18 protein-coding genes are annotated in these 20,813 nt (G+C 63.2%); 8 read left to right on the top strand and 10 right to left on the bottom strand.

Annotation, left to right across the window (positions count from 1 at the left end):
* Window positions 1-57: 57 nt before the first annotated feature.
* The 4 genes from NKI73_RS07720 to puuE all read right to left on the bottom strand — a co-directional run bounded on the left by NKI73_RS07720 (window position 58) and on the right by puuE (window position 3,500).
* The gene (locus NKI73_RS07720; protein WP_352628265.1) at window positions 58-651 is read right to left on the bottom strand and encodes a nucleoside deaminase; all 594 of its coding nucleotides are present in this window, start codon (window positions 649-651) and stop codon (window positions 58-60) included.
* Between the two features lie 67 nt (window positions 652-718).
* Window positions 719-1,210, bottom strand: coding sequence for an ureidoglycolate lyase (locus NKI73_RS07715; RefSeq protein ID WP_352628264.1), 492 nt, complete (start codon window positions 1,208-1,210; stop codon window positions 719-721).
* A complete protein-coding gene (locus tag NKI73_RS07710) occupies window positions 1,207-2,070 on the bottom strand; it encodes a bifunctional allantoicase/(S)-ureidoglycine aminohydrolase (RefSeq protein WP_352628263.1) in 864 nt (287 codons plus the stop codon). Before NKI73_RS07710 ends, NKI73_RS07715 begins: the two co-directional genes overlap by 4 nt.
* 11 nt (window positions 2,071-2,081) lie before the next feature.
* Window positions 2,082-3,500 carry an allantoinase PuuE gene (gene puuE / locus NKI73_RS07705; RefSeq protein WP_352628262.1) on the bottom strand — a complete coding sequence of 473 codons (1,419 nt, stop codon included), beginning with the start codon at window positions 3,498-3,500 and terminating at the stop codon, window positions 2,082-2,084.
* Between the two features lie 203 nt (window positions 3,501-3,703).
* Here puuE and uraH point away from each other — a divergent pair, with 203 nt between their 5' ends.
* The 4 genes from uraH to xdhC all read left to right on the top strand — a co-directional run bounded on the left by uraH (window position 3,704) and on the right by xdhC (window position 8,975).
* A complete protein-coding gene (uraH, locus tag NKI73_RS07700; protein ID WP_352628261.1) occupies window positions 3,704-4,078 on the top strand; it encodes a hydroxyisourate hydrolase in 375 nt (124 codons plus the stop codon).
* Window positions 4,079-4,081: 3 nt separating this feature from the next.
* On the top strand, window positions 4,082-5,563 hold the full coding sequence (gene xdhA, locus NKI73_RS07695; protein ID WP_352628260.1) for a xanthine dehydrogenase small subunit: 1,482 nt from the start codon (window positions 4,082-4,084) through the stop codon (window positions 5,561-5,563).
* Entirely contained in the window at window positions 5,563-7,908 is a 2,346-nt protein-coding gene (xdhB, locus tag NKI73_RS07690; RefSeq protein ID WP_352628377.1) for a xanthine dehydrogenase molybdopterin binding subunit, read from the top strand. The genes xdhA and xdhB overlap by 1 nt, the downstream gene beginning before the upstream one ends.
* A 74-nt stretch (window positions 7,909-7,982) precedes the next feature.
* Complete coding sequence (xdhC, locus tag NKI73_RS07685; protein WP_352628375.1) at window positions 7,983-8,975, top strand: xanthine dehydrogenase accessory protein XdhC; 993 nt, start codon at window positions 7,983-7,985, stop codon at window positions 8,973-8,975.
* Window positions 8,976-9,032: 57 nt separating this feature from the next.
* Here xdhC and NKI73_RS07680 read toward each other — a convergent pair whose 3' ends face one another.
* The 3 genes from NKI73_RS07680 to NKI73_RS07670 all read right to left on the bottom strand — a co-directional run bounded on the left by NKI73_RS07680 (window position 9,033) and on the right by NKI73_RS07670 (window position 12,674).
* Window positions 9,033-10,292 carry an LLM class flavin-dependent oxidoreductase gene (locus NKI73_RS07680; protein WP_352628259.1) on the bottom strand — a complete coding sequence of 420 codons (1,260 nt, stop codon included), beginning with the start codon at window positions 10,290-10,292 and terminating at the stop codon, window positions 9,033-9,035.
* A complete protein-coding gene (locus NKI73_RS07675) occupies window positions 10,289-11,311 on the bottom strand; it encodes an LLM class flavin-dependent oxidoreductase (protein ID WP_352628258.1) in 1,023 nt (340 codons plus the stop codon). The genes NKI73_RS07680 and NKI73_RS07675 overlap by 4 nt, the downstream gene beginning before the upstream one ends.
* 442 nt (window positions 11,312-11,753) lie before the next feature.
* Window positions 11,754-12,674, bottom strand: a complete 921-nt coding sequence (locus NKI73_RS07670) for a LysR family transcriptional regulator (protein ID WP_352628257.1) — start codon at window positions 12,672-12,674, stop codon at window positions 11,754-11,756.
* Between the two features lie 132 nt (window positions 12,675-12,806).
* Between NKI73_RS07670 and NKI73_RS07665 the strand changes: the two genes are divergently transcribed.
* From NKI73_RS07665 to NKI73_RS07650, 4 genes are all read left to right on the top strand, one after another.
* A complete protein-coding gene (locus NKI73_RS07665; protein WP_352628256.1) occupies window positions 12,807-14,024 on the top strand; it encodes a urate hydroxylase PuuD in 1,218 nt (405 codons plus the stop codon).
* 1 nt (window position 14,025) lies between these two features.
* The gene (gene guaD / locus NKI73_RS07660) at window positions 14,026-15,342 is read left to right on the top strand and encodes a guanine deaminase (RefSeq protein WP_352628255.1); all 1,317 of its coding nucleotides are present in this window, start codon (window positions 14,026-14,028) and stop codon (window positions 15,340-15,342) included.
* A gap of 99 nt (window positions 15,343-15,441) precedes the next feature.
* Window positions 15,442-15,945: a heme-degrading domain-containing protein gene (locus tag NKI73_RS07655; protein WP_352628254.1), complete on the top strand. Its 504-nt coding sequence runs from the start codon at window positions 15,442-15,444 to the stop codon at window positions 15,943-15,945.
* Window positions 15,942-17,207: a glycerate kinase type-2 family protein gene (locus NKI73_RS07650; protein WP_352628253.1), complete on the top strand. Its 1,266-nt coding sequence runs from the start codon at window positions 15,942-15,944 to the stop codon at window positions 17,205-17,207. The genes NKI73_RS07655 and NKI73_RS07650 overlap by 4 nt, the downstream gene beginning before the upstream one ends.
* A gap of 18 nt (window positions 17,208-17,225) precedes the next feature.
* On the opposite strand, the gene NKI73_RS07645 is transcribed toward NKI73_RS07650, so the two are convergent.
* Genes NKI73_RS07645 through NKI73_RS07635 form a run of 3 tightly spaced genes read right to left on the bottom strand, consistent with a single transcriptional unit; the run spans window position 17,226 to window position 20,761 of the window.
* Window positions 17,226-17,906 carry a UdgX family uracil-DNA binding protein gene (locus NKI73_RS07645; protein WP_352628373.1) on the bottom strand — a complete coding sequence of 227 codons (681 nt, stop codon included), beginning with the start codon at window positions 17,904-17,906 and terminating at the stop codon, window positions 17,226-17,228.
* 57 nt (window positions 17,907-17,963) lie between these two features.
* Window positions 17,964-19,385 carry a glutamine synthetase family protein gene (locus tag NKI73_RS07640; RefSeq protein ID WP_502909554.1) on the bottom strand — a complete coding sequence of 474 codons (1,422 nt, stop codon included), beginning with the start codon at window positions 19,383-19,385 and terminating at the stop codon, window positions 17,964-17,966.
* Window positions 19,382-20,761 carry an aspartate aminotransferase family protein gene (locus tag NKI73_RS07635; RefSeq protein ID WP_352628252.1) on the bottom strand — a complete coding sequence of 460 codons (1,380 nt, stop codon included), beginning with the start codon at window positions 20,759-20,761 and terminating at the stop codon, window positions 19,382-19,384. Before NKI73_RS07635 ends, NKI73_RS07640 begins: the two co-directional genes overlap by 4 nt.
* Window positions 20,762-20,813 lie beyond the last annotated feature (52 nt).

Here is a 20,813-nt window from a genome sequence, read left to right as displayed (position 1 = left end):
CAATATGCCACCATAAAGGGGGCAATTCAAGAGTGTGCCATCGGCAGGCCTGAGAGCCTAATTCAGCGGAATGTCGTTCTCATCCTTGTTCGCCTGATAGGCGCCGGACAATTCGTCGTAGCGTGCCGAAATCTCGCTGATCCGCGTTTCCAACCGCTGGCGCTCGGCCTTGGGCAGCGACCGCACCAAGCGGCGAATGGAAAAACTCTTCCAGTAAGCGTTCTCGGCATTATAGCCGCCGGGATCGAGGGTGAAGACCTCTTTCAGGATCTTCAAATCATGCGGGATGGCGAAACTGTCGCGTGAGTCCTCATGGCTGAACAGATAGTAGAAATTGTCGAAGCCGGTCCAGGTGATAGCCGACAGGCACAGCGAGCACGGCTCGTGCGTGGCGATGAAGATGGCGTCTTTCGTATCGACGCGCTCCGCCTTCGGCATTTCGTAGAAGCGCTTCAGGCAGTGCACCTCGCCATGCCAGAGCGGGTTCTCGATCTCGTTGTTGGTCTCGGCCAGCACCAGCGAATGGTCGTCCTTGCGCAGGATCGCCGCGCCGAACAGCTTGTTGCCGTGGGCGACGCCTTCGGCCGTCTTCGGCACGATATCGTGCTCGATGACGTCGAGCAGGCGGTCGATCAGCGAAATGTCGGTCATTACGGGTCTCCTGCTGCATGTCGCCCAAAAGTGCCCCCGGTTTTGGGGCGACGACATGCACAAAAAATCAAGGGAGATGGATCTCGTAGGCGTGCGAGAAATGGAATTCCTCGAGGTTGGAGCCGTCGCCGCCACGGTCGACGATCAGGAAGTCCTGAGCCTCGCCGAGCGGCGTCAGCACGCCATGCCAGAGATTGCGGGAATAGTTGATGCCCTGTCCGGATGCGGTGATGAAGGCATGCGGCTCGCCCGGCCCCTCATCGCCATCGTGGCAGACGACGACCAGGAACGGGCGTGGCGACAGCGGGATGAAGGCCTGGCTGCCGAAGGGGTGGCGCTCGACCATCGTCAGCTTCAGCGGCAATTCGTAGGGCGTGCCGCGCACCATCGAGATGAGCACGCGGGCATTCGGCCCGGTCGCCTCGGCGGTGGCGAGATCGTGGTAGCGCTCGGCCCTGCCGCCATTGATCGGGTAGTGGTTGTCGCCGCCCATGTCGATGACGTCGCCAAATGGAGCAAAGCTTTCGCGGGTCAGCGGCCGCGCGACGATACGGGTCATGGCGCGCGCTTTGCGATGCCGGCGCCGCCGAGCTTGGCGTGCCGGTTGACGTCCTTGTAGAGCAGATAGCGGAATTTGCCCGGACCGCCGGCATAGCAGGCCTGCGGACAGAAGGCGCGCAGCCACATATAGTCACCGGCCTCGACCTCGACCCAGTCCTGGTTGAGACGATAGACCGCCTTGCCCTCCAGCACATAGAGCCCGTGCTCCATGACATGGGTCTCGGCGAAGGGAATGACCGCGCCGGGTTCCAGCGTCACAATGGTCATGTGCATGTCATGGCGCAAATCGGCTGGGTCGACGAAACGCGTCGTCGCCCAGCGGCCCTCGGTGCCGGGCATCGGCGTTGGCACGATCTCCTGTTCGTTGGTGAAGAAGGCTTCGGGCGCATCGAGACCGTCGACCGCCTCGTAGGCCTTGCGAATCCAATGGAAGCGGACTTCGGCCTTGCCTTCGTTGCGAACCGTCCAGACGCTGGCCGGCGGCAGGAAGGCAAATCCACCAGGCCGCAACACGTGCTTCTTTCCTGCAAGCAGAACCGTCAATTCGCCCTCGACCACGAACAGGGCGCCTTCGGCGCCGGCATCGGGTTCCGGCCGATCGCTGCCGCCGCCGGGCGCGACCTCGACAATGTACTGCGAGAACGTTTCGGCAAAACCGGATAGCGGTCGCGATAAGATCCAGACGCGGGCCTTGTCCCAGAACGGCAGAGCGCTGGTGACGATGTCCTGCATCACGCCCCGGGGGATGACGGCATAGGCCTCGGTGAAGACGGCGCGGCCGGTCAGCAGCTCGCTTTGGCCGGGGTTGCCGCCATGCGGTGCATAATAGGTTCGCTCGGGCATCCTGATCGTATCCATGGGTTTCAAACCTATTGCGGAAGCATGTCCTTGAGGCGGAGCAGCGCGATGCGCTCGACCTGTTTGCAGGCGGTTTCGAACTCGACGCCCCGGCTGTTGCCGATGCGCGTCTCGAATTCGGCGAGGATCTCCTCCTTCGTCTTGCCCTTCACCGCGATGATGAAGGGGAAGCCGAAGGTAGTGACGTAGGCGGCGTTCAATTTGGAGAACAGCTCGCGTTCCTTGTCGGTCAGCGCGTCTAGCCCAGCCGAGGCCTGTTCCCTGGTCGATTCCGCCGTCAGCCGTTTGGCCTTGGCCAGCTTGCCGGCAAGGTCGGGGTGGGCGTTGAGCACCGAAAGCCGCTCGGTCTCGCTGGCGGCACGGAAGATGCGGCAGAGCGCATTGTGCAGGCCACCGGCGGAGTCATGCGCCGGCCCCAGTTCCAGTTCATGGGCGCGTTCTGCGATCCAGGGCGAATGCTCGAACACGCCACCGAAGGTATGGACGAAGGTCCCGAATTCCATCTTGGATGGCCTGAGTGCCGCCGGCTTGTAGGGATGGTTCTCCTGCCAGTGCCTGGCGATATCGATGCGTCGCGCCAGCCAGACCTTGTCATGCGATTTGACATAGTCGACGAAGCGCTTCAGCGCCGCGGCCCGCCCCGGACGCCCGACGAGGCGGCAATGCAGGCCGATGTTCATCATGCGCGGTCGGCCGGCCTTGCCTTCCGCGTAGAGCGTGTCGAAACTGTCTTTGAGATAGGCAAAGAACTGGTCGCCCGAATTGAACCCTTGCGGCGTGGCGAAGCGCATGTCGTTGGCATCGAGCGTATAAGGGATGATGAGCTGCGTGCCGCCCGCGTGCTCGAACCAATAAGGCAGTTCGTCGTCATAGGTGTCCGACACGTAGTCGAAGCCACCCTCTTCCGCCACAATTCGCACCGTGTTGACCGATGTGCGGCCCGTATACCAGCCGGTCGGGCGCTGGCCCGTCACCTCGTAATGCAGTTTGATCGCCGCTTCGAGGTCGCTACGCTCATCCTCGGCGCTATGGTCGCGGTAGTCGATCCATCTCAGACCGTGCGAAGCGATCTCCCAGCCGGCTTCCTGCATGGCCGTGACCTGATCGGGCGAGCGGGCGAGCGCGGTGGCGACGCCGTAGCAGGTGATCGGCACCTCGGCTTCGGTAAGCAGCCGCAGCAGCCGCCAGAAGCCGGCGCGGGCGCCATATTCGTAGATTGATTCCATATTCCAGTGACGCTGGCCCACCCAGGGTGCCGCACCAACGATTTCCGACAGGAAGGCCTCGGACGCCTTGTCGCCATGCAGCACGCAGTTTTCGCCGCCTTCCTCGTAATTGACGACGAACTGCACGGCGACATACGCACCGCCAGGCCATTTAGGGTCCGGCGGATTGGCTCCGTAGCCGCGCATATCTCTGATGTAACGCATCGTCCCTCCCGCCGGGCGCCGCCCGAAGTATGATCAGAATATCGAAAGGACTGCTCGCGCATTCCCCCGAAAATTTTTGAAAGTGTTTTTGTCGCACTCCGCTCGACCGGGACTTATGCATCGCCTTTAATTGGCGCACAATTCACTGTTGATACTTGATCGTACCGGGCCAATTCGCTCGTACCGGAAATGGGAGGCGGCCAATGGCAGAAACGTCGAAAGCCGATGGCGGGCGTCTGACGACCCATGTCCTCGACACGGCGACCGGCAAGCCGGCGGCGGGACTGTCGATCGCGCTTTATCACCTCGAGGGCAAGGCGCGGACACATCTGAAGACTGTAGTCACCAATGCCGACGGCCGTTGCGATAAGCCGCTGCTCGTCGGCGCGGAGTTCCGTACCGGCGAATACGAACTGGTCTTCGCGGCCGGTGATTATCTGCGCCAGCAGGGAACGAAATTGCCGAGCCCGGCCTTTCTTGACTTGATACCAATTCGTTTCGGCGTGGCCGAGCCGGTGCACTATCATGTGCCGCTGCTCGTCTCGCCCTATGGCTACTCGACCTACAGGGGGAGCTGAGGCATGGCCAATGTCAATATCCGCAACGAGATCCGCTTCATTCTTAATGGCAGGGATGTCGTGCTTTCATCGGTGGCCCCTGATGCAACCTTGCTCGACTGGCTGCGGCTCGACCGTTCGCTGCGCGGCACCAAGGAAGGCTGCGCCGAAGGCGATTGTGGGGCCTGCACGGTGCTGGTCGGCAAACTATCCGCTGGCGGATTGGTCTACGAAAGCGTCAATGCCTGCATACGCTTCCTCGGCTCGCTGGACGGCACCCATGTCGTAACCGTCGAGCATTTGCGTGGGTCACCGGGGCAGTTGCACCCGGTGCAGCGGGCGATGGTCGATTTCCACGGTTCGCAATGCGGCTTCTGCACGCCGGGTTTCGTCATGTCACTCTATGGCCTGTGGATGAGATCATCAGATCCGTCGAACGCGGCAATCGAAAAGGCGTTGCAGGGTAACCTATGCCGTTGCACCGGCTACGAGGCGATCATGCGCGCGGCGCATGCCATCTCCAGCTACGGCAAGGTGGCGAAGGACCCGCTGGCGGCGGAGCGCAAGGCGATCACCGCGAGGCTTGAGGCCATGCATGACGGGGCGCGGATCGAGATCGGTTCGGCCAAGACGCGGCTGGTCATTCCGGCCAACGTCGACGATTTCGCCGCCGTTCTGGAAAAGGAACCGGGCGCCACCATCGTTGCCGGCGCGACCGATGTCGGTCTGTGGGTGACCAAACACATGCGCGATATTTCGCCTGTCATTTTCATAGGCAATCTCGACGGGCTTTGCATCATCTCGGAAGACGACGGCGTCATTTCGATCGGCGCCGGCGTGACCTATACCGAGGCGTTCTCGACGCTGGCCAGACGCATCCCTGCGCTGGGGCCGCTATTCGATCGCATCGGTGGCGAGCAGGTGCGCAACATGGGCACCATCGGCGGCAACATAGCCAACGGCTCACCGATTGGCGATATGCCGCCGCCCCTGATCGCGCTCGGCGCGCGGCTGACGCTGCGCAAGGGCAACAAGCGGCGCACGATCCCGCTGGAAGCCTTCTTCATTGCCTATGGCAAGCAGGACCGGCAGCCGGGCGAGTTCGTCGAGGCCGTGCAGGTGCCAGTGCCGGCCAAGGGCACAAAATTCGCCGTCCACAAGATCACCAAGCGCCGCGACGAGGACATCACGGCAGCCCTCGGCGCCTTCTTCCTGACGCTGGCCAGGGATGGCACGGTCGCGGATGTGCGCATCGCCTATGGCGGCATGGCGGCGACGCCGAAGCGCGCATCTTCCGTCGAAAAAGCGCTGCTCGGCAAGCCGTGGACCGAACAGACAGTAGAAGCGGCGATGGCCGGATATGCCGAGGATTTCACCCCGTTGACCGACATGCGAGCCTCGGCCGAATATCGCGCCCTGGCGGCGCGCAACCTCTTGCTGCGCTTCTTCGCCGAGACCAGCGGCACCAGGGAGCCGATCCAGGTTTCAAGGCACGAGGCGGCATGATGAACAAGCACGCCGCGCCCAACCCTAGGGCTGAAAAGATTTCCGGCGGCGTCGCCACCGATCAGCGCCACGATTCCGCGCACAAGCATGTCAGCGGCACCGCCGTCTACATTGACGACATGCCGGAACCGGCCGGTACGCTGCATGGCTGCCTCGGACTTTCGGCTGCCACGCATGCCACCATCACCAGCATGGATCTCTCGGCGGTGCGTACAGCGCCCGGCGTTGTCGACGTGCTGACGGCCAAGGACGTGCCGGGCGAGAACGACATTTCGCCGACCGGCCGCCATGACGAGCCGGTGCTGGCCGATGGCAAGGTGCAATTCTACGGCCAGCCGATCTTTTGCGTCATTGCGCAAACCCGCGAGCAGGCGCGTCGTGCAACAAGGCTGGCCAAGGTCGAATACGAGGAATTGCCTTTCGTCACCGACATCGGCGAGCTCGATCCGAACAGGGACAAACTCGTCACGCCGCCTCTTACGCTGAAGCGCGGTGATGCCGCTACAGCGATCCGTCAGGCGCCGCGCCGACTGAAAGGAAAAATGCGCGTCGGCGGTCAGGAGCATTTTTATCTCGAAGGCCATATCGCCATGGCCGTGCCCGGCGAGGACCAAGACGTCACCATTTATTCCTCGACCCAGCATCCGAGCGAAATCCAGCACATGGTCAGCCACGCGCTCGGCGTGCCGAGCAATGCCATTACGGTGGAAATCCGCCGCATGGGTGGTGGTTTCGGCGGCAAGGAGACGCAAGGCAGCCAGTTTGCCGCATTGGCCGCGATCGCCGCGAAGAAACACCATCGCGCCGTGAAAATCCGGCCCGACCGTGATGACGACATGATCGCCACCGGCAAGCGTCATGATTTCCTCGTCGACTACGAAGTCGGCTTCGACGACGAGGGCAATATCCTCGGTGTCGACTTCATGTTCGCGGCACGCTGCGGTTTTTCATCGGACCTGTCCGGCCCGGTCACCGATCGCGCGCTGTTCCACTGCGACAACACCTATTTCTGGCCGGCGGTACATGCCCAATCGGCGCCGCTCTACACCAACACCGTGTCGAACACCGCCTTCCGTGGTTTCGGTGGCCCGCAAGGCATGGTCGGCGCCGAGCGCGTCATCGACGAGGTCGCCTTTGCCGTCGGCAAGGACCCGCTCGAAATCCGCAAGAAGAATTTCTACGGCACATCAGACCGCAACGTCACGCCCTACCACCAGACGGTCGAGGACAACATCATCCAGCGCATCGTCGCCGAACTGGAGGAGAGCGCCAGCTATGCGCGGCGGCGGCGCGAAATATCGGCCTTCAACGCCAACAGCCGTTTCATCAAGCGTGGCCTGGCGTTGACGCCGGTCAAGTTCGGCATTTCCTTCACTGCCACGCACTACAATCAGGCTGGCGCGTTGGTGCATGTCTACACCGATGGTTCGGTGCATCTGAACCATGGCGGCACCGAGATGGGGCAGGGCCTCTACGTCAAAGTGGCGCAAGTGGTGGCGGAAGAGTTCCAGATCGACCTCGACCAGGTGAAGATCACCGCGACGACGACCGGCAAGGTACCGAACACCTCGGCCACGGCGGCGTCGTCCGGTTCCGACCTCAACGGCATGGCGGCGCGGAATGGTGCTCGCCAGATCAAGGATAGGCTGACCGATTTCGCCGCCGAAAAATATCAGGTACCGCGCGACCAGGTGCTGTTCCTGCCCAACCGGGTGCGCGTCGGCAACCAGGAGATCGCCTTCGCCGACCTCGTCAAGCAGGCCTATATGGCGCGCATCCAGCTTTCGGCGGCGGGGTTCTACAAGACGCCGAAAATCCACTGGAACCGCGACAAGGGCGAGGGCCGCCCGTTTTACTATTTCGCCTATGGCGCCTCGTGCTCGGAGGTCTCGGTCGACACGCTGACCGGTGAATACATGGTCGAGCGCACCGACATTCTGCATGATTGTGGCCGGTCGCTGAACCGGGCCATCGACATCGGCCAGATCGAGGGCGGCTTCATCCAGGGCATGGGCTGGCTGACGACGGAAGAACTGTGGTGGGACGACAAAGGCCGGCTGCGCACCCATGCGCCGTCGACCTACAAGATTCCGCTCGCCTCCGATCGGCCGAAGATTTTCAACGTCACCCTGGCCGACTGGCCGGAAGCGGGTGAGCCGACCATCCACCGCTCCAAGGCGGTCGGCGAGCCGCCGTTCCCGCTCGGCATGTCGGTGCTGCACGCCCTGTCGGATGCGGTGGCGAGCGTCGCCGACAACAGGATCTGTCCCCGTCTCGACGCGCCGGCAACGCCGGAGCGGGTTCTGATGGCGATCGAGCGGCTGAAGACCGAGGCGAAGGCCTGATTCTGGCGCCAGGGTCGGCAATGCGTGCAATTCAGGCCGAAAAACCCTATGTTTCCCGCACGGGAACACGAATGATGAATTCGAAAGTGCAAAGCCTCAAAGACTTCCTTGCTGGTCAAGGCCGCATCGCTTTGGTCGAGGTCGCCGGCACGAAAGGGTCGACGCCACGTGAGAAGGGCGCCCTCATGCTCGTCTCGCAATCGGCAATCCTGGGCACGATCGGCGGCGGTCAGCTCGAATACATGGCGATCGACAAGGCCCAGCAGATGCTTTTCTCCCCCTCAAGGGGGGAGATGGCCGCGAAGCGGCCAGAGGGGGTCGGCAGAGGCAGCGCGCGACCTAAAACGTCGAGCACTGCCGCGGCGACCCCACCCGACGGCTTCGCCGCCACCCTCCCCTCAAGGGGGAGGGATATTCGCGCCACTCTCGACGTCCCGCTCGGCCCTGAAATCGGCCAATGCTGCGGCGGGCGTGTCGAAGTGCTGATCCGGCTTGTCGATGCCGCGCTCGCTGCCGAGCTGGTTGCGGCTGCGGAAGCCGAGGAGGCACAGCTGCCGCATGTCTATATCTTCGGCGGCGGCCATGTCGGCCAGGCACTGGCCTCGACGATAGCGCTTCTCCCCGTGCACGGCGTCGTCATCGAGACGCGGGCCGAGGCGCTGGAAGGCATGCCGGAAACCGTCGAGACCCGGCTGACAGCTATGCCGGAAGCGATGGTGCGCGATGCTCCGGCCGGCACTGCCTTCGCCATCCTCACTCACGACCACGCGCTGGATTTCCTGATCGTGGCCGAAGCGCTGAAACGCGGCGACGCCGCCTATGTCGGCATGATCGGGTCGAAGACCAAGAAAGCGACATTCAAGAACTGGTTCCTGAAATCGGCGGACGGCAGCGAAGCCGAGTTTGCCCACCTCGTCTCGCCGATCGGCGGCGACGCCGTCAAGGACAAGCGCCCCCAAGTCATTGCGGCGCTTGCGGCGGCCGAGATCATGACAGCGCTGGTCATGCACACCGCAGCGCCGAATGCTGGTCAACAAGTCCCGCACGAGAAGGCGATAGCCGGCTAAGTTTTCCGGACAGATACTCAGTTTCAATTGCCCGAAAACCTATTTGCTCGACGCATCTCATGCAGGTCGTTTCAAGCCCAGATGGTCGCGTAGCGTTCGGCCTTCATAGTCCTTGCGGAACAGGCCGCGCCGCTGCAGTTCCGGCACGACCAGCGTGGCAAAAGCATCAAGTTCGCCGGGGAAGTATGAGGGCATGACGTTGAAGCCGTCGGCCGCACCGCCCTCGAACCGCGCCTGCAGCTCGTCGGCGACCTGTGCCGCTGTGCCGACTATGCGCCAATGGCCGCGCGCGCCGGCAAAATGCCGGGCAAGCTGGCGGATGGAGAGGCCGTCGCGGCGCGACTGCTCGACGACCAGCGCCTGCCGGCTTTTCATCCCCTCGCTCTCCGGCAATTCCGGCAGCGGCCCGTCGATCGGATAGCGCCATAGGTCGGAGATGCTGAGATAACTGGACAGCAGCGCAACGCCGACATCGTCAGGGATCAGCTCTTGCAATTCCTCGTATTTTTCACGGGCCTCCGCCTCGGTTTCCGCCACCACCGGCGCGACGCCCGGCACGATCTTGATATCGTCCGGCTCACGCCCATAGGCCGCCAGACGCCCCTTGAGATCATCGTAGAAGGCCTTGGCCTCCTCGAAAGTCTGCGCCGCCGTGAACACCACATCGGCGGTGCGGGCGGCGAGGTCGCGGCCGACATCCGAAGCGCCAGCCTGAACCAGCACCGGCGCGCCCTGCGGCGAACGCGGCAGGTCGAGCGGATCCCGTACCGAAAAGCTCTGGCCGTCATGACCGGAAGCCCCATCGAGCTTGCCGTGCCAAAGCCCAGCAACGACCTCGGCGAATTCACGCGCCCTCTCATAGCGGTCCGCATGGGGCTTGAGGCCCGTCGAGCCGAAATTGGCGGCCTCGATGGGACTGGCCGAGGTGACCAGGTTCCAGCCGGCCCGACCGCCGCTCAGATGGTCGAGCGACAGGAAGGTCCGCGCCAGCCCGTAAGGCTCGTTGTAGCTTGTCGACGCCGTCGAAACGAGGCCGATGCGGCTGGTCTGGACGGCGAGCGCCGACAGCAGGCTGATAGGCTCGAAACCGATCGAGCGCGACGTCTGGCTGGCGATGCCGACATTGGCTTCGCGCAGACCGGCAGCATCCTCGCAGAAGATCATGTCGAATTTCGCCGCTTCCGCAGTGCGCGCCAGCTGGATGTAATGGTCGATGTCGACGCCCGCCGTGACATGCGCTTTTGGATGGCGCCAGGCGGCGATGTGATGACCTGTCGCCCACAGAAAGGCGCCGAGCTTCATCTGGCGGGCGGTCATTGGTCGCCTCCGCCGGCAAGTCCGAGATGCGAGCGCAAGGTGGCGCCGCGATAGCTCTCTCGAAACAGGCCGCGCCGTCGCAGCTCCGGCAAAACCAGATCGACGAAATCGTCGAGTGCTGACAGTTGTGCCGGCATCCGGATGTTGAACCCGTCGCAGCTTTTCGCCTGGAATCCTTTTTCCATGCTGTCGATGAGGGTCCGCCTGGCGGTACCATCGGTAACGAGTGAGATATTCGTCAGAAGCCTCACAGCATCAGGGTCGCGTCCGCAGGCGACAACGCGGCGCTTCAGATCCACATAACGTGCTTTCGTGCCATTGATCGGTCCGTCGTCCAGCAGGATGACATCGGCGGTGCGGGCGGCGGCATCCAAGTCGGGTTCCGACAGATCCGACAAGACAAGCACCGGCGTGTCCTGCGGCGAGCGCGCGACATTCAACGGTCCGCGCACGGAGAAGAACTCGCCCTTGTGGTCGAGCAGGTGCATCTTTTCGGGGTCGTGGAAGCGGCCTCCGGTTTGGTCGAATAGCAGCGCATCTGCATCCCAGCCCTGCCACAGGCCCTGAACGATGCCGATATATTCCTGCGTGCGACGGCGAAAATCGTCGCCGGAAAATCCTTCGGGCCGGCTGAAATTGGCCGCCTCGCGTGGCGCCTGCGTCATGGTCGCGTTCCAGCCGGCTCGGCCATGGCTGATGATGTCGAGCGAGGCAAAACGGCGCGCCAGATTGTAGGGTTGGTGGGCAATTGTCGAGGCAGCGGCAACGAGGCCGATCCTGCTGGTGACCGTCGCCAGTGCAGCCAGCAACGTCGTTGCTTCGAAGGGCATCTGCCCGTTTGCCGCATCGTCGCCCGAAGCAGGCGCGGTATCGGCGAGCACCACCATGTCCAGCTCGGCTGCTTCTGCCTTTTGCGCGAACTGCGCCAGACGGGTGAATCCCGGATCGGCACCGGACGATGCATCGGCGATCCCCGGAAATAGCGAAACGGCAAGGTGCATTGTGGCGCCATTGTCCATCGATGGTTCCTGAAAGACCAAACAGAGCCGGAACTATGTTCGGCGCTGGCAGGGATGGCAACCGCCGGCGCTGGGCCAACTACCGGTCACTTGCCGGCCAGCGAGCTCCCGAGTGCGGTAGTTTAGACGGGTCGTATCTGCTTGCGGTGGCGGATCGCATACCTTGATGATTAGCCGAAACGCTCTCCGCTTCGTCATCCTATGGCGGAGCAAGGAGCGAAGCGACGCGGCGTAGACCATAGGATCCATGCCGCGACCTCCGAGCGGTACCAGCGGTGCAGAATTCTGTTCCGCTGCGCCATTCGGCGAAGATCGCGGCATGGATCCCAGGGTCTCCGCGACGGAGCTTCGCTCCTGCTCCGCCCAGGGATGACGAGGTTGGGAGGCTTTCGGCCAATCTCGAACGTCGGCGTCAAGGATCGACCGGTGCCACAGGCAACCCTCACTTCCCCGCAAGCAGATCGTTGATCAGCCGCTGGCAGCGCTCGGCCATGAAGTCGAGCAGCAGTCGCACTTTTGGATCCTGCAGCTTCTTGTGCGGATAGACGGCGGCGAACTGCACCGGCGTCGGCGGCGTGTTGGCCAGGATCACCTTCAGTCGCCGGTCGCGGATGAACGGCTCGACCTCGAAGCGCGGCTTGTTGATGATGCCGCGTCCAGATAGCGCCCAGCCGGTCAGCACGTCGCCGTCATCGGTGTCGTAGGGCCCGTGCACTTCGAATTTCTGCGGGCCTGTGGGGGTCTGCAGCGTCCATACATATTCGCGCGCGCCGGAATAGCGCAGCATCAGGCAATCGTGCTTCTTGCCGATCAACTCCTGCGGCTCCACCGGTTCGCCGCGCGCCTCCAGATATTTCGGCGCCGCCACCAGCACACGCTCGCATTCCATGATGCCACGCATGCGCAGGCTAGAATCCTCAATGATGCCGAGCCGGAAGGCGACGTCTATGCCTTCCTTCATGATATCGACATTGTGGTCCGAGAGCCTGAGCCGCACCTCGATATCAGGATACTTGTCGTGAAAATCCGGAATGCCCGAAGCCACCAGCCGGCGCCCGAGGCCCAAGGGTGCAGTGACGCGGATGGTGCCGCGTGGCTGGCCGGAAAGCGCCGATACGGCGGCTTCCGCCTCGGTGATTGCCTCCAGCACCTGCTTGGCGCCCCCGTAAAAAACCGTACCATGCTCGGTCGGCATCAACTGCCGCGTGGTGCGGTTGAACAGCCGCACGCCCAGGTGCTTCTCCAGCTCCTTGATGCGGTTGGAGGCGACCGCCGGCGAAATGCGCATGTCGCGCCCGGCCGCCGACAGGTTGCCGAGCTCGACGACGCGGACGAAGACGGAGATGTTGTCGAGATAGGCCATGCGGAGCACCTTCGCCGGTTTGCAGCGATAAGCCTAGTATTTTCCATTTTTTTTTGAAAGTCATCGTGCACCTCGCCCCTTTCCGTTTGCGCTCCAGCCCGTAAAGTCACCCAATCGGCAGGGACGACTTCAATGATGGATTTCGCGATTTTCTGGGACTGGCTGAGCTTCGCCGTGCGCTGGCTGCATGTCATCACCGGCATCGCCTGGATCGGCTCGTCCTTCTACTTCGTCGCGCTCGATCTCGGCCTGCGCCAGCGCCCGGGCATGCCTGTCGGCGCCTTCGGCGAGGAATGGCAGGTGCATGGCGGCGGTTTCTACCACATCCAGAAATATCTGGTGGCGCCGGCCGAAATGCCGGAACACCTGACCTGGTTCAAATGGGAATCCTACGCCACCTGGCTGTCCGGCTTCGCCATGCTGTGCGTCGTCTATTACGCCGGAGCCGATCTGTTCCTGATCGATCCCAACGTGCTGCCCATGTCGGTGCCGGTCGGCATCTTGCTATCGCTGGCAACGATCGGCGTCGGCTGGGTGGTCTATGATCTGCTGTGCCGCTCACCGCTTGGCAAGAGCGACACCGGGCTGATGTTGGTGCTTTACTGCGTGCTGGTGTTCATCGCCTGGGGGCTGACCCATTTGTTCACCGGGCGTGCCGCCTTCCTGCATCTGGGTGCCATCACCGCGACGATCATGTCGGCCAATGTCTTCATGGTAATCATCCCCAACCAGAAGATCGTCGTCGCCGACCTCATCGCCGGGCGCAAGCCCGACCCGAAATACGGCAAGATCGCCAAGCAGCGCTCCCTGCACAACAACTATTTGACGCTGCCGGTGCTGTTTCTGATGCTGTCGAACCATTATCCCCTGGCGTTCGGCACTGAGTTCAACTGGGTCATCGCCTCGCTGGTGTTCATCATCGGCGTCTTGATCCGGCACTATTTCAACAGCGTCCACGCGCGCAAGGGCAACCCGCATTGGACCTGGCTGGGTGCCCTCGTCTTGTTCATCATCATCATCTGGCTGTCGACCGCACCGAAGGTGCTGACCGGCGGACCCCGGGAATCGGCGGCGGCGCAAATCTATGTCGCTTCAGCGCATTTCCCGGCCGTGCGCGACACCGTGCTCGGCCGCTGCTCGATGTGCCATGCGGCGGAGCCGGTCTATGAGGGCATCTACCATGCGCCTAAGGGCGTGATGCTCGACACGGATGCGGATATCGCCAACCACGCCCGCGAGATCTATCTGCAGGCCGGCCGCAGCCACGCCATGCCGCCCGCCAACGTCTCGCAGATCACCGACAAGGAACGGGCGCTGCTGGTGGCCTGGTTCGAAGGCGCAGGGAAATAGCATGATTTCGACACTTCTGCGCGGCCGCACTCTGTCCTTCGTGCGCTGGCCGCAAACCATCGACGACCACTCGGCCTGGCGCTACGAGGACGATGGCGGCTTGCTGATCCGCGACGGCAGGATCGTTGCCTCTGGTGCCTATGCCGAGGTTGAAAAGCAGGCAGGCGAAGCGGCGAAAAGAATCGACCACCGGCCGCATCTGCTGCTGCCGGGCTTCATCGATGCGCATGCGCATTTCCCACAGATGCAGATCATTGCCTCCTATGGCGCCGAACTGCTCGACTGGCTGAACACCTACACTTTTCCGGAAGAGACGAAGTTCGCCAATGCCCAGCATGGCCGCCGCATCGCGCGGCTGTTCCTGGACGAGGTGGTGCGCCATGGCACCACGACGGTCGCCGTCTACTGCTCGGTGCACAAGGCTTCGGTCGAAGCCTTCTTTGCGGAGTCGCATGACCGCAACATGCTCAACATCGCCGGCAAGGTGATGATGGACCGCAACGCCCCCGACGGCGTCCTCGACACGCCGCAATCCGGCTACGACGACACAAAGGCGCTGATCGCCGAGTGGCACGGAAAGGGGCGGCAGCTTTATGCCATCACCCCACGCTTCGCCATCACCTCGTCGCCAGAGCAGATGGAAATGGCCGGCACGTTGTGCCGCGAATACCCCGACCTGCACATGCAGACGCATCTGTCGGAAAATCATGCCGAGATCGCTTTCACGAAAGAACTCTATCCCTGGTCGCGCGACTACACCGACGTCTACGAGCATTATGGGCTGTTGGGGAAAAAGAGCCTGTTCGGCCATTGCATCCATTTGTCGGAACGCGAAGCGGATGCGCTTTCGGACTCGGGCTCGGTGGCGGTGTTCTGTCCGACCTCGAACCTGTTCCTTGGCTCCGGCCTGTTCGATTATCAGCGCTTTCGCCGCCGCGACAAGCCGATCCGCATCGCCGCCGCCACCGACGTCGGCGGCGGCACCAACTATTCGATGCTGCGCACCATGGACGAGGGCTATAAGGTGATCGCGCTGAACGGCGAGAAGTTGAACCCGTTCCAGTCCTTCTGGCAGCTGACGCGCGGCAATGCCGAGGCGCTGTCTGTGGCGGATAAGATAGGCACGCTGGATGAAGGCACCGACGCCGACATCGTCGTGCTGGATGCCAGGGCGACGCCGGCGATGCGGCTCAGGATGGAAACGGTCGAGACGCTGGCGCAGGAATTGTTTCTCTTGCAGACGCTGGGCGATGACCGCACTGTCCGCGAGGTTTATGTCGCTGGGCGGCCCGCCAAGAGCGACATGATCGCGGGGTAAGACCCCCTCATCCGACCGGATGAGGGGCTGCCGCGACGCGCGCTTGACCGGGCGGAGCTTGTCGTACAAACGACGTGTGACGATTTTCGGAGAGAGAAAATGGCCGTTGCTGACGACATCGCTCTGATCAAGAGACAGGAAGAGACTCTTGTCTTCGCCGCTTTTGATGAGGCCGTTGCGTTCAAGATCGGCTCGGCCATCCGCAACCGGGCTTTGGCCGAGAACCTGCCTGTTATCGTCGAGATCAGGACCTTCGACCGGCCGCTGTTCTATGCCGCAATGCCCGGCTCGAACGCGTCCAATCCCGATTGGGCGCGTCGCAAGATCAATGTCGTCAGGCGATTCCTGAAAAGCACCTACCGCATGGTGCTGGAACAGCAGCGCCCTGACCGCACCTTCAAGATCGGTGAGGGCCTCGACATTTCGGACTATGTGCTGGCCGGCGGTGGTTTTCCGGTGACCGTCAAGGGCGCCGGCGTCATCGGCGTAATAGCCGTCTCCGGACTGCCGGAGCGCCAGGATCACGGCGTGGTGGTCGATGCGCTGTGCGATCATTTGGGCGTCGACAAGCGCGGGCTGGCATTGCCTCGGGAAGCCGAATGACCGTGCTCGACCCCAAATCGTTCCTCACTTCGATTTTCAACGCCGCCGTCGCCGCCGCCGATCCGGAACGAACCATCCGGGATCATTTGCCGGCCAAGCCCAAGGGCCGCACCATCGTCATTGGCGCCGGAAAAGGCTCAGCGCAGATGGCGGCGGCGTTCGAGAAGGTCTGGGAAGGCCCGATCGAAGGGCTGGTCGTCACCCGCTATGGTTACGGCGCGACCTGCGAGCGCATCGAGATCATCGAGGCGGCGCATCCGGTGCCGGACGCCGCCGGGCTTGAAGCCTCGCGCCGCCTGCTCGCCAAGGTCCAGGGACTGACAGCGGACGATCTGGTCGTCGCGCTGATTTCGGGTGGTGGCTCGGCGCTGCTGCCGTCTCCGGCCGGCAGCCTGACGCTGGCCGACGAGATCGCCGTCAACGAGGCGTTGCTCGCCTCGGGCGCGCCCATCGCGGCGATGAACACCATCCGCAAGCACCTTTCCACCATCAAGGGCGGCAGGCTGGCAGCGGCCGCTTGGCCGGCCAGGGTGGTGTCGCTGGTCGTTTCCGACATTCCCGGCGACAATCCGGCGCTGGTCGCCTCCGGCCCGACAGTGCCGGATACCGGCAGCCGCGGCGACGCACTGGCCTCGATATCAGCCTATGGCATGAAACTACCGGTCGCGGTGATGGCGCACATCAATTCGCCGTCCGCCGATGCGCCAAGCCCTGGGGATGAACGCTTTTCGCGCAATAAGGTGCATCTGATCGCCTCGGCCGGCGTGTCGCTCGAAGCAGCGGCTGCGGAGGCGAAACGACAGGGCATCGAGGCCGTCATTCTCTCCGACGCGATCGAGGGCGAAGCGCGCGAGGTCGGCGGCGTGCATGCGGCCATCGCCCGCGAAGTGGCGACGCGCAACCGCCCATTTTCGAAGCCGGTGCTGATCCTGTCCGGCGGTGAAACCACTGTGACACTTCGTGCCAGGGGCAAGGGCGGCCGCAACTCGGAATTCCTGCTCGCCTTTGCCATCGGCATCAACGGCGTCGAAGGCATCCACGCGCTGGCCGCCGACACCGACGGTATCGACGGTTCGGAAGACAATGCCGGCGCCTTTGCCGACGGTTCGACCGTGTCGCGCATGCGGGCAGCCGGGGTCGATGCCAAGGCTATGCTGGCCGGCAACAATGCCTGGACGGCCTTCAACGCGGTTGGCGATCTTTTCGTGCCGGGTCCGACCGGCACGAATGTCAACGATCTCAGGGCAATCCTCGTCGGATAATCCCAGCACCAGGTGATCTCAGGCAGCCATCAGCCGCTTCACCTTTCTCATATCGTCCAGGAACCGGTCTCGTTCGGCTTGCTTGTCCGCAGGCTCGCGAATGCGCAGGATCAAGGAGGGATGGATGGTGACAAAGACGCGCAAACCGTCCTCGCGCTCGATCACCTGGCCGCGCATCTTCATTACGGGAACAGCCTTTCCCAGCAGCGACGTCGCCGCTGTCGCGCCGAGTGCCACGGCGATGTTCGGCTTGATCAGGTCGAACTCCTGGTCGATCCACCAGCGGCAGGCCTGAATCTCGCCGGCGTTCGGCTTGGAATGGATGCGCCGCTTGCCGCGCGGTTCGAATTTGAAGTGCTTGACGGCATTGGTGACGTAAACTTTCTGACGATCGACCCCAGCATCATCAAGGATGGCGTCGAACACCCTGCCTGCGGGCCCGACAAAAGGCTTGCCGGCGAGATCCTCCTGATCACCCGGCTGTTCGCCGACGAAGACCACCTGGGCATCATCCGGCCCTTCGCCGAACACGGTCTGCGTCGCGTCACGCCAGAGCGGGCACCGGCGGCAGCTCTTCGCTGCTTCGCGCAATTCCGTAATCGAGCCGGCTTTGGCCTCGTCCGCTGTCGGCTCCGCACGCGCTATAGAAACGCGCCGGGCTGGCATCTTCGCTTCACGCTGAAGACCTGTGGGCGCCATCATCTTGCCTCGTCCATTTCGATATTGAAATGAACGAGATCGATGATGGTTCCTTTCCTACACCTCGTGCAGATAGAGGTGGTAATCCAGTTCGCTGACCGTGCGTGCCACGCGCAGATATTCGGACTGCTTGATCGCCACGAAGGTCCGGTGCAGGTCTTCGCCGAGCGCTCCCTTCAGGAAGCTGGATGCTCGCGCGGCTTCGATCGCGGCGCGCCAGTCGACCGGCATCGTCGTGCGCGTGACCGCTGCCTCATAGCCGTTGCCGGTCGTTTCGGGGCCGGGATCGAGGCCTTCGTCCATGCCTTTGATGATGCCGGCGAGCACCGTGGCGGCGATCAGATAGGGGTTTGCGTCGACGCCGGACGGCCGATGCTCGATGCGCCGGTTCTTCGCGTCGCCCGCCGGCACGCGCAGCGCCACCGAGCGGTTGTTCACGCCCCAGGTCGGCGCCACCGGTGCATAGGATTGCGAAACGAAGCGGCGCCAGGAATTGGCGTGCGGCGCAAACACCAGCATCGATTCCGCCATCGTCTGGATCAAGCCGCCGAGCCCCTGCAGCAGCGGCAGCGACCAGCTCTCGCCGCCGGCTTCGGCAAAGACGTTTCGGCCGGCCTTGTCCTGCAGCGAGACATGGAAATGCATGCCCGAGCCGGCATATTTCTCGATCGGCTTGGCCATGAAACAGGCGGTGACGCCATGCCGGCGCGCCTGCGCCCGCACCAGCCGCTTCAGCATGACCAGGTCGTCGGCCGCCCGCATCACGTCCTTGCGGTAGTTCAGCGTCAATTCGTACTGGCCGGGCGCGTATTCAGAAATCACCGTCTCGGCTGGAATGCCTTGCGCCTTGGCGGCCGCATAGATGTCGGAAAACAGCGGCTCCATGCCGTGCAGATGATCGACGGAATAGACCTCGGTCTTGCCCGAGACACGGCCGTCGAGCACGGCGCGCGCCGGCTGCACCTTGCCGTCGGCATCGCGCTCATTGGCAAGGAGAAAAAATTCAAGCTCGAAGGCGCCGGCCGGATAGAGACCCTTGGCCGCCAGTATCTCGACCTGCCGCGCCAGCGCCAGCCGTGGGTCGGAGGACATCGGCCGGCCGTCGAGCATATACATCGCCATCAGCAACTGGCCGCGCGGCGGATTTGTGCCATAGAGCGGCACCAGCGTGCCGGGGATCGGCCATGCCCTGAGGTCGCCGTCGCCGGTGGTCCAGATCAGCCCGGTCTCATGTACATCCTCGCCGGTGATGTCGAGGCCGAGGATCGAGATCGGCATATGGCGGCCGCCCTCAAAAATGCTTTTCAGCTCATGCCGGCGCACGATCTTGCCGCGGCCGACGCCATTGGCATCGGTCAGCACGATATCGAAGGCTTCGACCTCGGGATGGGCATCGAGAAAGGCTTGCGCCTCGGTGGGCGTCGAGCCCGAAGGTGAGGTCACCATGGCATTGGGGTGGTCCATCGCCGCTTGTCTCATGCCGCAAGCTTCGCCGCAACCGCGCTGAAGGCGGTGATCAGCCGGTTGACCTGGGCACCCGACGTCGCGGGCGAGATCAGCATCATGTTGTGGAAGGGTGCGATCAGCACGCCACGATTGACCAGCGCGACATGGATGGCGGCCTCCAGTTCCGGTGCATGCGCGATCTCCGCCTCGGCGCCATTGCGCAGCGGACCGGGCGCGCAAATGAACTCGACACGCGCGCCGATGCGGGAAACATGCCAGGGCAGGCGGTAGCGGTCGATCACGCCGGTCAGCCCGGCATCGAGCCGCCGCGCCAGATGATCCATGCGGTCATAATTTTCCTGCGTCATCACCTCTTCGAGCGTGGCGCGCATCGCCGCGAACTGCAGCGGGTTGGCCGAGAGCGTCGTGCCCATGCCGGAATAGCCCGGCTCCTTGGTCCTGTTGTAATCCGCGTAGCGTGAGGCGACGTCGTCGCTCATGCCCCACACACTGGCCGGCACGCCGCCGGCGATCGGCTTGCCCAGGACGAAGAAGTCCGGGTTGAGACCATACTTCCTCGTGTAGCCGCCTGGGCCGGTCGAGATCGTATGCGTCTCGTCGATCAGAAGCAGCGTGCCGGCCTGGCGCGTCAGTCTGCGCAGCGCATCGTGGAAACCGGGATCGGCCAGCACCATGCAGGAATTTGTGAGCACCGGTTCGGCAATGACGCAAGCGACGTCCTTATCCCTAAGCGCGGCTTCCAGCGCGGCAACGTCGTTGAACTCGACAACCTTGGCTGTGCGGGTCAGGTCGCGGAACTCGCCCGCCAGCCCCGGGCGGTTGACGGGCTTGCCGTCGATCAGACGCACCATCGTCTCGTCGACAGAGCCGTGATAGCAGCCGTTGAAAACCAATATCTTCTCACGGCCAGTGACGGCACGGGCAACCCGCAGCGCAAAGCGGTTGGCGTCGGTCGCCGTCGTCGCAATCTGCCAGAACGGCAGGCCGAAGCACTGCTGCAGCAGCGGCCCGATGGCGAGTGCATCTTCCGAAGGCAGCATATAGGTGAGGCCGCGTCCGGCCTGGCGGCGGATGGCGCGCGCCACCGGCGGCGGCGAATGGCCGAACATCGAGCCGGTATCACCAAGGCAGAAATCGTCGAGCCTGTTTCCGTCGATGTCGGTGATCGTCGCACCCCTGGCGCTGTCGACCAGGATCGGAAACGGCGTCGGCCAGTCGTTCATCCAGTGCATCGGCACACCGCCGAAGAAGCCGGGCAGGCCGTTGCTGGCCTTGGCTTGCGACTTGGGCCGCGCCTTGCGGAAGGCAGCGCCTTCGGTCTCGCGCAGTTCGGTAATGCGGTCGCGGCCGATGCCGCCGATGGCCGTCTTGGAAGTGTCGCTGCGCATGAAAACCCCTCTGGTCGATCCCTCTTAGCCAATGAGTGTCCGCAACCGCAAT

The organism is Mesorhizobium sp. M0496, assembly GCF_040321205.1.
Taxonomy (GTDB): Bacteria; Pseudomonadota; Alphaproteobacteria; order Rhizobiales; family Rhizobiaceae; genus Mesorhizobium.
Note: the sequence above shows the minus strand (reverse complement) of the source record. Positions and strands in the feature narration are given on the sequence as shown.